The sequence below is a fragment of the Micromonospora sp. C28ISP2-4 genome (assembly GCF_030519385.1).
GTDB lineage: Bacteria > Actinomycetota > Actinomycetes > Mycobacteriales > Micromonosporaceae > Micromonospora > Micromonospora tulbaghiae.
In genome coordinates, this window is the sequence record NZ_JAUMKG010000002.1 from 255,132 (window position 1) to 266,910 (window position 11,779).

At 72.3% G+C, this 11,779-nt stretch carries 8 protein-coding genes and 1 tRNA gene; 4 read left to right on the forward strand and 5 right to left on the reverse strand.

Features of this window, described 5'->3' with window-relative positions:
* Positions 1-31: 31 nt before the first annotated feature.
* From Q3W68_RS09920 to argS, 5 genes are all read right to left on the reverse strand, one after another.
* On the reverse strand, positions 32-3,283 hold the full coding sequence (locus Q3W68_RS09920) for an efflux RND transporter permease subunit (protein WP_302905178.1): 3,252 nt from the start codon (positions 3,281-3,283) through the stop codon (positions 32-34).
* A gap of 110 nt (positions 3,284-3,393) precedes the next feature.
* Positions 3,394-4,443 (reverse strand): threonine synthase, encoded by a 1,050-nt coding sequence (gene thrC / locus Q3W68_RS09925; protein ID WP_120573339.1) that lies wholly within the window; start codon positions 4,441-4,443, stop codon positions 3,394-3,396.
* A 112-nt stretch (positions 4,444-4,555) separates the two neighbouring features.
* A complete protein-coding gene (locus Q3W68_RS09930; RefSeq protein WP_302905179.1) occupies positions 4,556-5,860 on the reverse strand; it encodes a homoserine dehydrogenase in 1,305 nt (434 codons plus the stop codon).
* Positions 5,857-7,242 (reverse strand): diaminopimelate decarboxylase, encoded by a 1,386-nt coding sequence (gene lysA, locus Q3W68_RS09935; RefSeq protein WP_302905180.1) that lies wholly within the window; start codon positions 7,240-7,242, stop codon positions 5,857-5,859. The genes Q3W68_RS09930 and lysA overlap by 4 nt, the downstream gene beginning before the upstream one ends.
* A 4-nt stretch (positions 7,243-7,246) precedes the next feature.
* On the reverse strand, positions 7,247-8,914 hold the full coding sequence (gene argS, locus Q3W68_RS09940; RefSeq protein ID WP_302905181.1) for an arginine--tRNA ligase: 1,668 nt from the start codon (positions 8,912-8,914) through the stop codon (positions 7,247-7,249).
* Positions 8,915-9,012: 98 nt separating this feature from the next.
* On the opposite strand from argS, the gene Q3W68_RS09945 reads away from it, so the two are divergent.
* The 4 genes from Q3W68_RS09945 to Q3W68_RS09960 all read left to right on the forward strand — a co-directional run bounded on the left by Q3W68_RS09945 (position 9,013) and on the right by Q3W68_RS09960 (position 11,775).
* On the forward strand, positions 9,013-9,849 hold the full coding sequence (locus Q3W68_RS09945) for a DUF3105 domain-containing protein (RefSeq protein WP_302905182.1): 837 nt from the start codon (positions 9,013-9,015) through the stop codon (positions 9,847-9,849).
* Between the two features lie 10 nt (positions 9,850-9,859).
* The gene (locus Q3W68_RS09950) at positions 9,860-10,534 is read left to right on the forward strand and encodes a DUF305 domain-containing protein (RefSeq protein WP_302905183.1); all 675 of its coding nucleotides are present in this window, start codon (positions 9,860-9,862) and stop codon (positions 10,532-10,534) included.
* Between the two features lie 397 nt (positions 10,535-10,931).
* Positions 10,932-11,627: a winged helix-turn-helix domain-containing protein gene (locus Q3W68_RS09955; protein WP_026267749.1), complete on the forward strand. Its 696-nt coding sequence runs from the start codon at positions 10,932-10,934 to the stop codon at positions 11,625-11,627.
* A 76-nt stretch (positions 11,628-11,703) separates the two neighbouring features.
* Positions 11,704-11,775: transfer RNA gene (locus Q3W68_RS09960), tRNA-Arg, on the forward strand.
* Positions 11,776-11,779: the final 4 nt, after the last annotated feature.

The following is an 11,779-nucleotide window of genomic DNA, read 5'->3' on the forward strand; positions in this document are numbered from 1 at the left end:
GAGGGGCCCGCGCGGGGCCCCTCCCGGTCGGTCATTCGGTGGGCGGGATCGGCGACTGGCGGCTCTTGGGCAGGCGGAGCACCTCGAACTGGTCGGTGCCGTCGACAAGCGCGCCCGACGGACGGGCCGGCGGCGGCGCGACCTCGGCCCGTTCCTCGGCCCGCTCCCCGCCGCCGACCGCCACCGGCACCGGGTCCGGCTCGGGCTCCGGCCGCGGCTCGACGGCCTCGGGAGCGCCGCCCCGCCGCCGGTTCCGCAACGAGCCCTTGGTGTGCTCGACCATGGTGTAGAGCGTCGGCACCAGCACCAGCGTCAGCAGCGTCGAGCTGAGCAGGCCGCCGATCACCACGATCGCGAGCGGCTTGGAGATGAAGCCGCCCTCACCGGTCAGGCCGAGCGCCATCGGCAACAGCGCGAAGATGGTGGCCACAGCCGTCATCAGGATCGGCCGGAGCCGCCGCCGGCCGCCCTCGACCACGGCCTCGGTCACGTCCATGCCCTGGGCCCGGTACTGATTGATCAGGTCCAGCAGCACGATCGCGTTCGTCACCACGATGCCCACGAGCATGAGCACGCCGATCAGCGCCGGCACACCCAGCGGCGTACCGGTGACCAGCAGCAGCCCGATCGCGCCGGTCGCGGCGAACGGCACCGAGATCAGCAGGATCAGCGCCTGGGTCAGGCTGCGGAACGTGGCCACCATGATCAGGAAGACGATCGCGATGGCGGCCAGCACCGCGAGACCGAGGTCCGCGAACGCGTCGGCCTGGTCGGCGCTGACGCCGCCGATCACGTACGTGGCACCCGGCACGTCCAGCGCGTCCAGCCGCTTCTGCAGCTCCTGGGTGGTGGCGCCGAGGTTCGAGCCGGTCGCCGTGCCGGTGACCGAGACGCTGCGCTCCCCGTCGATCCGGGTCACCTGCTGCGGGCCGTCGACCTGCTCGACGTCGGCGATCGCGTCCAGCGGCACCGCGCCGACCCGCAGCGCCCGCAGCTCCTCGACGGTCAGCGGCGGCCGGGCGCCGCTGCTGAGAACCACGTTCTGCGCCGTACCGTCGAGCGTCACCTGCCCGAGCGGCGCTCCCCGGTACGTCTGCGCGACGAGCTGCCCGACGGCCGCCTCGGTGAGACCCGCGCGGGCCGCGGCCACCCGGTCCACAGTCACCTCGACGCGCGGCACCTGGGTGGCGAGGCTGCTGGTGACGTCCTCCACGCCCGGCGTGCCGGCCATCGCGCCCCGTACCGCCTCGGCCGCCCGGGTCAGCGTCTCCTGGTCGGCGGCCTGCACGACCACCTCGACCTGGTTGGCGGAGGCGTTCTGCCCGCCGCCGAACGTCAGCTCGCCCACCTCCGGGCCGAGCGCGTCGAACTCCTTGCGCAGGCCCTGCCGTACCGTCGCGGCGTCGGTGTCGTCGGAGAGCGACAGCGACCAGGTGGCCCGGTCGCTGCCGCCGCCGGCGAACGGGTTGTCCCCACCACCGGCGCTGACCTGGTAGGTCTCCACGCCCGGCGTACGCCGCAGCACCTCCTCGACCCGCGCGGCGGCCCGGTCGGTGCCGGCGAGCGAGGTGCCGGCCGGCATCTCCTGCCGGATGGCGAGCGTGTCCTGGCCGGAGTCGTCCAGGAAGTTCGTCTCCAGCTTCTGCGCCAGGCCGAACGTGCCCAGGAGCACGAGCAGGCCGAGGCCCACGGTGGCCCAGCGGGTCTTCCGCGAGCGGGTGGCGAAGTCGATCACCGGCAGGTACGCCCGCTGCAGCGGGTTGCGCAGCTCCTTCTCCTCGGCGGCCCGCCGGGCGGCGGCGTCGTCGGCGCCGCCACGCGGCCGGAGGAACCAGTACGCCAGCACCGGGATGACGGTCAGCGACACCAGCAGCGAGGCGAGCAGCGCCACCGTCACGGTGATCGCGAACGGGGCGAACAGCTGCCCGACGAAGCCGCCCACCAGGGCGATCGGCGCGAACACGGCGACGGTGGTGAGCGTGGACGCGGTCACCGCGCCGGCCACCTCGCGGACCGCGGTGATGATCGCGTCCCGCTTCGGTTCGCCGTACTCCAGATGGCGTTTGATGTTCTCCAGCACGACGATGGAGTCGTCCACCACCCGCCCGACGGCGATGGTCAGCGCGCCGAGGGTGAGCAGGTTCAGCGAGTAGTCGCCGGACCAGAGCACGATCAGCGCGACCAGCACGGACAGCGGGATGGACACCGCGGTGACCACCGTGGAACGCACCGACAGCAGGAAGACCAGGATCACCACGACCGCCATGACCAGGCCCAGCAGGCCCTCGGTGGTCAGGCTCTCGATGGACTTCTCGACGAACGGGGCCTGGTCGAAGACAACTGTCAGCTCGGCGCCCGCGGCGTCGCCCAGCTCGTCCAGCCGGTCCCGGATCTCGTGCGAGATCTCCACCGCGTTGCCGTCCGGAGCGGCCGTCACCGCGATGCCGAGGCTCGGCTTGCCGTTGGTCCGGGTCAGCGAGGTGGCCGGGGCGAGCTGCTGTTCCACGGCGGCCACGTCGCCGAGGCGTACCGGGGCGGCGGGGGCCGTGGTGAGCACGATGCCGCGCAGGTCGTCGAGCGTACGGATCGGCGTGCCCACCTGTACCGGCAGCGACCGGTCGCCGTCGGCGAGCGCGCCCGCCGGCACGGCCACGCCGTTGCTCTTGAGCGCCGGGGCGACGGCGGCCGGCGCCACCTTGGCGGCGGCCAGCTTCGCCGGGTCCGGCGTGATGGTCACGACCTGGTTCCGGGCGCCGGTGACGTCCACCGAGCGGACGCCGTCCAGCGTTTCCAGCTCCGGTACGACGGCGCTGCGCAGCTTCTCGGCCAGCGCCCGCTCGTCGCCGTCACCGGTCGCGGCGACCACCACGGCGGGCAGGTCGTCGGTGCTGCCGGCGATCACCTGCGGGTCGACGCCCTCGGGTAGCTGGGAGTCGATCCGGTTGAGCGCGGTCTCCATCTTGTTGACCACGTCGTCCAGGTCGGTGCCGAACTCGTACTGCACCTGGACCGTGGCCGCGCCCTCGCGCGAGGTCGAGGTGACCTTGTCCAGGCCCGGGATGCCCTTGAGGCTGTTCTCGATCGGCTCGGCGACCTGGGATTCCACGATCTCCGGCGCGGCGCCCGGGTACGTCGCCACGATGAACGCGGCGGGGAACTCCAGCGACGGCAGGAGCTGCTGCTTCAGCGACGGCACGGCGAACAGGCCGAAGGCCGTGGTCACCAACGCGATGAGGGCGATCAGCCCCCGGTTGGCGAGGCTGAATCTGGCGAGCAGCGACATCGGCGTTACTCACTCCTGGAGAGGTGTCTGCGGGGGTCTGAGTCTGCCGCACGCCCCGACACTCCCGGCATCCGCCCCAGGCGATGACACTTCCGATGAAGCGGAGCCCCTCAGACGAGGTCGAGCGAGCGGGCGGCGGCCAGCGCGTCGTTGGCGATGGTGACCGGCGCCGGCGCGGTCGAGATGGCCCACTCCGGGTCCTTGAGGCCGTGCCCGGTGACGGTGCAGACCACGCGCGACCCGGCCGGCACCCGCCCGGCGGCGGCCTGCTGGAGCAGACCGGCGACGCTGGCCGCGCTGCCCAGCTCGACGAAGACGCCCACCTCGCGGGCCAGCAGCCGGTACGCCGACAGGATCTCCCGGTCGGTGACCGCCGAGATCAGGCCGTCGGAGGCGTCCCGCGCGTCGATGGCCTTCGTCCAGCTCGCCGGGTTGCCGATCCGGATGGCGGTGGCGATCGTCGACGGCTCCGGCACCACCTGCCCGGTGACGATCGGGGCCGCGCCGGCCGCCTGGAAGCCGTACATCCGGGGGGCCTTCGTGGCGTTGCCGTCGCGCAGGTCCTCGGAGTAGCCCATCCAGTACGCGGTGATGTTGCCGGCGTTGCCGACCGGCAGGCAGTGGATGTCGGGCGCGTCGCCGAGCGCCTCGACGATCTCGAAGGCGGCGGTCTTCTGGCCGTGCAGCCGGTCGATGTTGACGGAGTTGACCAGCGCGACCGGGTAGTCCTGGGCGAGCTTGCCGGCGAGCCCGAGGCAGTCGTCGAAGTTGCCCTGCACCTGGAGCAGCTTCGCGCCGTGCACCAGCGCCTGGGCCAGCTTGCCCAGCGCGATCTTGCCCTGCGGCACCAGCACCGCGCAGGTGATCCCGGCGCGGGCCGCGTACGCGGCGGCGGAGGCGCTGGTGTTACCGGTGGAGGCGCAGATGATCGCCTTGTCCCCGGCCTCGACGGCCTTGGAGACCGCGACGGTCATGCCACGGTCCTTGAACGAGCCGGTCGGGTTGGCGCCCTCGACCTTGAGCCACACGTCCGCGCCGACCCGGGCGGAAAGCACCGGCGCCGGCAGCAGCGGCGTGTTGCCCTCGTGCAGGGTGACGACGGGAGTCGCCCCGGTGACCGGCAGCCGATCCCGGTACGCCTCGATCAGTCCCCGCCACATGTCGTGCTCCTCGCCTCTGTCGCCCCGCTCCGGGGCCTGTCACCAGCGTGGACCAGCCTGCCCGGCCGGCCACCGGCACACCCTGCTCTAACCATCAGGCGGGACGCCCGGGTTACGCGCCACCCTCCACCCGCAGCACACTCGTCACCGAACGGACGATGTCGAGTCCGCGCAGCTCACCGACGGTGGCCGCGAGCGCGGCATCGGGCGCGACGTGGGTGACGATGACCAGTTCGGCGTCCCCGCCGGCCGGGCCCTGCCGGACCGTGGCGATCGACACCTCGTGCCGGGCGAAGACGCCCGCCACCCCGGCCAGCACACCCGGCCGGTCGGCCACGTCGAGGCTGATGTGGTAGCGGGTGAGGGCCTCGCCCATCGGCCGCACCGGCAGGTCCGCGTACGCCGACTCGCTCGCCGCGTGCACCCCGGCGAGGCGGTTGCGGGCCACCGCCACCACGTCGCCGAGCACCGCGCTGGCGGTGGGCGCGCCACCGGCGCCCCGGCCGTAGAACATGAGCTGCCCGGCGGCGTCGGCCTCGACGAACACCGCGTTGAACGCGTCGCCCACGCTCGCGAGCGGGTGCGTCAGCGGGATCATCGCCGGGTGCACCCGGACGTTGACGGTCTCCCGGCCCTCCGCGTCGGCGCCCCGGGCCGCGATGCAGAGCAGTTTGATCGTGCAGCCCATGGCCTTGGCGCTGGCCACGTCGGCGGCGGTCACCTCGGTGATGCCCTCGCGGTGCACGTCGGCGGCGGTCACCCGGGTGTGGAACGCCAGCGAGGCGAGGATGGCGGCCTTGGCGGCGGCGTCGAAGCCCTCCACGTCGGCCGTCGGGTCGGCTTCGGCGTACCCCAGCTCGGTGGCCTCCTCCAGCGCCTCGGCGAACCCGGCGCCGGTGGCGTCCATGGCGGAGAGGATGAAGTTCGTGGTGCCGTTCACGATGCCGGTGACCCTGGTGATCCGGTCACCGTGCAGCGACTCGCGCAGCGGGCGCAGCAGCGGGATGGCCCCGGCGACGCTGGCCTCGTAGTAGAGGTCGGCGCCGCCCTCGGCCGCGGCGTCGTGCAGGGTGGCGCCGTCCTCGGCGAGCAGCGCCTTGTTGGCGGTGACCACGCTCTTGCCCGCGCGCAGCGCCTCCACCAGCCAGCCCCGGGCCGGCTCGATGCCGCCGACCACCTCGACCACCACGTCCACGTCGTCGCGCTTGATCAGCCCGAGCGCGTCGGTGGTGAACAGCGCCGGGTCGACCGGCAGGTCGCCGCGGTCACGGCCGATCCGGCGTACGGCGATCCCGGCGATCTCCAGCGGGGCGCCGATCCGGGCGGCGAGGTCTTCCGACTGCTCGTGCAGCAGCCGGACCACGTCGCTGCCGACAGTGCCGCAGCCGAGCAGCGCCAAGCGAACCGGTGAGGTCATCCCACATCCAATGCCAGCAGGTCGTCTTCGGTCTCCCGGCGGACGATCAGCCGCGCCCGACCTTCGCGGACGGCGACGACCGGTGGCCGCGGGACATGGTTGTAGTTGCTCGCCATGCTCCGGCAGTAGGCCCCGGTGCCGGGCACCGCGACAAGATCTCCGGGCTGCACGTCAGCGGGCAGGAATTCATCCTTCACCACGATGTCCCCGGACTCACAATGCTTTCCCACCACGCGGGCGAGCATCGGCTGTGCGGCTGACGTGCGGTTCGCCAGCGTGGCCGAGTACGAGGCGTCGTAGAGCGCGGTACGGATGTTGTCACTCATCCCCCCGTCCACGCTGACGTACGTCCGCAGGCCGTCCACATCTTTCACGGTCCCGGCCTGATAGAGCGTGAACACGGCCGGACCGACGATCGCGCGGCCCGGCTCGACCGACAGGTGCGGTACGGCGAGGTTCTCCGCCGCGCACTCCCCGTCGACGATCTTGCGCAGGCGCTTCGCCAGCTCGTGCGGCGACGCCGGGTCGTCCTGCGTGGTGTACGCGATGCCGAAGCCACCGCCCAGGTCCAGCTCGGGCAGCTCCACGCCCCGGGCGTCGCGGATCTGCGACTGGAGGGCGAGCACCCGGCGGGCGGACACCTCGAAGCCGCTGGCGTCGAAGATCTGCGAGCCGATGTGCGAGTGCAGGCCGCGCAGCTCCAGCACGTCCTCGTCGAGGATCTTGAACGCGGCCGCCGCGGCCGCACCGCCCGCGAGCGAGAAGCCGAACTTCTGGTCCTCGTGCGCGGTGGCGATGAACTCGTGGGTGTGCGCCTCCACGCCGACGGTGACCCGGACCAGCACCTTCGGGCGTACCCCGCGCTCGCGGGCCAGCTCGGTGAGCCGGTCGATCTCGGTGAACGAGTCGACGATGATCCGGCCCACCCCGGCGTCGACCGCCCGGGTCAGCTCCGCCACCGACTTGTTGTTGCCGTGGAAGCCGATCCGCGCGGGCTCCATCCCGGCCGACAGCGCGGTGGCCAGCTCACCGCCGGTGCAGACGTCGAGGAACATGCCCTCCTCGGCGATCATCCGGACCACGGCGCGGCACAGGAACGCCTTGCCGGCGTAGTAGACGTCCGCGTCCGGGAAGGCCGCCCGGAACTCGCGGCAGCGCTCGCGCAGGTCGTCCTCGTCGAGCACGTACGCCGGGGTGCCGTACTCCGCGGCCAGGTCGCGGACGTCCAGGCCCGCGACGGTGAGCGCGCCGCCGGGGCCGCGCGCCACGTTGCGCGGCCACAGTTGCGGCACCAGGGCGTTGACGTCGACCGGGGTACGCAGCCAGGCCGGCCCCCGGGTGCCGATCTCGCCGTGCAGCGCGCCTGCTTCGTGAGCCCGCATGTCGCTACATCCGCTCCGGCGCGGACACCCCGAGCAGGTGCAGGCCGTTGGCGATGACCACCCGGGTGGCGTCGTTGAGCCAGAGCCGGGCCCGGTGGGTGTCGGTGATCTCCTCGTCGCCCTGCGGGGCGATCCGGCAGTTGTCGTAGAACCGGTGGTACGCCTGCGCGACGCTCTCCTCCAGGTAGCGGGCGACCCGGTGCGGTTCGCGCAGCTCGGCCGCGGTGGCCACCACAGCGGGGAACTCCGCGAGCGCCTTGAGCAGCTCGTTCTCCTTCTCGTGGCCGAGCAGCTCGGGCTGGAACGCGGCGGCGTCACCACGGGTCAGCCCGATCTCGGCCGCGTTGCGGGCCGCACCGGCGGTCCGGGCCGCGACGTACTGCACGTAGTAGACCGGGTTGTCGTTCTTGGCCCGGGTCCACAGCTCCACGTCGATGTCGATGGGCGAGTCGGCCGAGTAGCGGGCCAGCGCGTACCGGGCGGCGTCCACGCCGATCGCGTCGACCAGGTCCTCCAGCGTGACCACGGTGCCGGCCCGCTTGCTCATCCGCACCGGAGCGCCGTCGCGGACCAGGTTGACCAGCTGGCCGATGAGGATCTCCAGGTTGCGCGCCGGGTCGTCGCCGAAGCACGCGGACATCGCCTTCATCCGGCCGATGTAGCCGTGGTGGTCGGCGCCCAGCATGATCACGACCCGGTCGAACCCGCGCTCCCGCTTGTTCAGGTAGTAGGCGCAGTCGGCGGCGAAGTACGTCCACTCGCCGTTGGACTTGCGCAGCACCCGGTCCTTGTCGTCACCGAACTCGGTGGTGCGCAGCCAGGTCGCGCCCTCGGACTCGAAGACGTGCCCCTGCTCCCGCAGCCGGTCCAGCGCGGCGTCCAGCGCGCCCCCGTCGTGCAGGTCCTTCTCGTTGAAGTAGGTGTCGAACTCCACCCCGAAGTGGCGCAGCGAGGACTTGATCTCGGCGAACATCAGCTGGACGCCCTCGTTGCGGAACACCTCCTGGGCGGCGTCCTCGGTGAGGTCGAGCACGTCCGGCCGCAGCCGGACCACCTCGGCGGCGATCTCCGCGATGTACGCGCCGCCGTAGCCGTCCTCCGGCGCGGGCTCGCCCTTGGCGGCGGCCAGCAGCGAGCGGGCGAACCGGTCGATCTGGGAGCCGGCGTCGTTGAAGTAGTACTCGGTGCCCACGTCGGCGCCGGTGGCACGGAGCAGGCGGCTGAGCGCGTCGCCGACGGCCGCCCAGCGGACCCCGCCGATGTGCACCGGGCCGGTCGGGTTCGCCGAGACGAACTCCAGGTTGATCCGCTGGCCGGCGAGCGTGTCGGTGCGCCCGTACGCCGGACCGGCCTCGACGATGACCTTGGCGAGCTGACCGGCGGCGGCCGCGTCCAGGCGGATGTTCAGGAAGCCGGGCCCGGCGATCTCCACCGACTTGATCCCCGGCGCCTTGGCCAGCTCGTCGGCCAGCGCTGTCGCCAGCTCCCGCGGGGGTACGCCCACCTTCTTGCTGAGCTGGAGCGCCAGCGTCGAGGCGTAGTCACCGTGATCGGGATTACGGGGTCGCTCGACGGTGGTCTGCGCGGGCAGCGCGGCGCGGTCCAGTCCCCGCTCGTCGAAGACGGCGTGGGCTGCGGCGAGGACGACCTCGGCGAGTTCTGCGGGAGTCACTGATCCATGTTATCGGGGGTAGACTCGGGCACCGCGGAGGCGACCCAGCATGTGAACAGGCCCCGCGCTCCCCTGACCGACCGACCTGACGAGGCACGATGAGCATCAGCACCCCGGGCGGCCCGGAGCGCCGTCCCACCGTGGTCAGCACCGGCAAGAAGCCGGCCGCCGGCCGGCCCGCGGCTGCCGACAAGCCCGCCGCGAAGGCCGGCTCGGGCAAGGCCGGGGGCGGCAAGGGCACGCCACGGCAGGGCGCCGGGGGCAAGGGCCGCAAGCCGGTCGCCCCGGTGAAGGTGAGCCAGGGCCGCTCGTGGGGCCCGATCGCCCTGTTCGTCGCGGTCGGCGTACTGGCCGTGGGCATCATCGGCGTCGGCGCCTGGGCGGTCTACCAGGGCGGCCAGCCGTGGCAGAAGCGGGCCGAGGCGATCGACGGCATCGTCGACTACCGCGCCAAGGACAAGGAGCTGGTCAAGGGCGGCAACCACCAGCCCGGCGCGATCAAGTACGACATCCTCCCGCCGGTCGGCGGCCCGCACAACCAGGCGTGGCAGAACTGCATGGGTGACGTCTACGACGCCCCGATCGCCAACGAGCACGCGGTGCACAGCCTGGAGCACGGCACGGTCTGGATCACCTACCGCCCGGACCTGCCCGCCGACCAGGTGGAGAAGCTCCGCAGCAAGGTGCAGGGCAAGGAGAAGACGATGCTCAGCCCGTTCGAGGGGCTGGACAAGCCGATCTCGCTCCAGGCCTGGGGCTACCAGCTCAAGGTCGACAACGCCGACGACAGCCGGATCGACGACTTCATCAAGACCCTGCGGGTGAACGCCTCCATCGAGGGCCCGAACGCGCTCTGCGACCAGGGCGTCACCGCCACCGGCACCACCCCGCGCGACAACCTGCAGAACACCATGCCCCAGCAGCCCACCCAGTGAGGACGCCGCGATGACCGCCCCGGTGACCACCGACAGCGAACTGGACGAGGCTCCGGCCGCCGACCAGGGCGGCCGGGGCGCGGTGCGCCGCTACGGCCTGCTGGCGGTGGCCGCCGCCCTCGTGGTCGGGCTGGTCCTCGGGTACGCGGGCGGCCTGCTCACCCCGACGCTCACCCGTCCGGGTGAGAACTCGGCGGAGGCCGGGTTCGCCCGGGACATGACCGCCCACCACAACCAGGCCGTGGCGATGGGTCTGCTGGCGTTCAGCCAGGGCCAGGACCCCGAGGTACGCCAGGTCGGAGTGGACATCGCCACCGGCCAGCAGGGCGAGATCGGCACCATGCAGACCTGGCTGCGGTCCTGGAAGCTGGACCCGACCGGCGAGCAGGCGCCGATGGCGTGGATGAAGGACGGCGGCGGGCTGATCAAGGACGGCCTGATGCCGGGCATGGCGACGCCGGAGGAGATGGCGAAGCTGCGCGCGGCGAGCGGCCGCGAGTTCGACGTGCTGTTCCTCCAGATGATGATCCGCCACCACATCGGCGGGGTGCACATGATCGACGGCATCCTCGACGAGGGGCGCGACGACGACGTGCTGGCGGTCGCCCAGACGATGAAGAACACCCAGCAGAACGACCTGACCAACCTGAGCGCGGCGCTGAAGCGCCTGGGCGGCACCCCGTAACACCCGCCCCACCCGATCCACCGAGGCCCGGTCCCCGTCCGGGCACCCGGGCCTCCTGGTCCGCCCCGCCCCGCCCCGCCCCGCCCCGCCCCGCCCCGCCCCGGCGATCGTTGCTGCCCCAGTGATGCCGGATTCGCCCCCCTGTTATCGGAGGGCCGCAAGTGCAAGATCGCGAGGGCTGGGGCGACGACGGGGTCGCCGCAAGGAGATCTTGGTACGCAAGGACCCCCCGGAGGGCCGTTTCGTACCAAGATCTTGATTCGGGAGCCGCAGGGCTGTCCGGAATGTTCTGTATGGGCGTTTGTAACGGTTTGGGGTTAACGGGTCATTGTGGGGGTTGGAGAGTTTTCTACCCACATATCGTGACCAGTTGCGATTCGGGCTCGTTGCCCAAGACGTGGGGGTTGCACTCAGAGACGCAGGGCGGTCGGTGACCAGCTGGTGCCGACGCCACACCATCGGCGGTGACGGAGCGGTGGCAGCCGTCCGTCGCGGACTGCGGCAGGGCGAGCCGGGAACGCTCAGCCGCGAACAGGAACTCGAACTCATCGACGTGCTCCGGGGCGTTCACCCCGACGAGTTCGGCCTCGACGAGGAGCTCTGGACACGACAGAGCCTGACCGCCCTCATCGAGCGCCGGTTCGGGCTGGCGATGGACGCCGGCACCGTCGGGGCGTACCTCCGGGCCTGGGGTCTGGGGCCGCGCGAGCCGCGCGAGCGGGCCTGCGGCCTGTGCGTCGGCGCGGTCGAGCGCTGGGTACGCAGCGAGTACCCGGCGATCACGCGGGCGGCCCAGGAGCACGCCGCGGAGGTCTACTGGATCGGCCGGGTACGCCTGCGCGGCACCATGCCCGCCGCCGACGTGGTCTCCGCGGTCTCCTCGCGGGGACGGGTGCGGTTCATGGTCACCACGCCGTCGGTGGACCCGCCGCTGCCTCGCGACTTCGTGCTGCGGCTCAGCGGCGCCGAGGAGCGCACCGTGCACCTGATCGTGGACGGCTCGTGGCCGCGCAACGAGTGGCCCCGCCGGCTGCCCCGCCGGGTCGTGCTGCACCCGCTGCCGAGCTGCGGTCGCGCCGTCGCCGCCGCCTGATCCGGCGAAGATCGACTCGCGGGGGTACCGATTCGGTGATCCGGGAGGGGGTTTGCTACTCTTCTCGGGTCGCTGAGCCCCCGTAGCTCAGGGGATAGAGCACCGCCCTCCGGAGGCGGGAGCGCAGGTTCGAATCCTGCCGGGGGCACCTC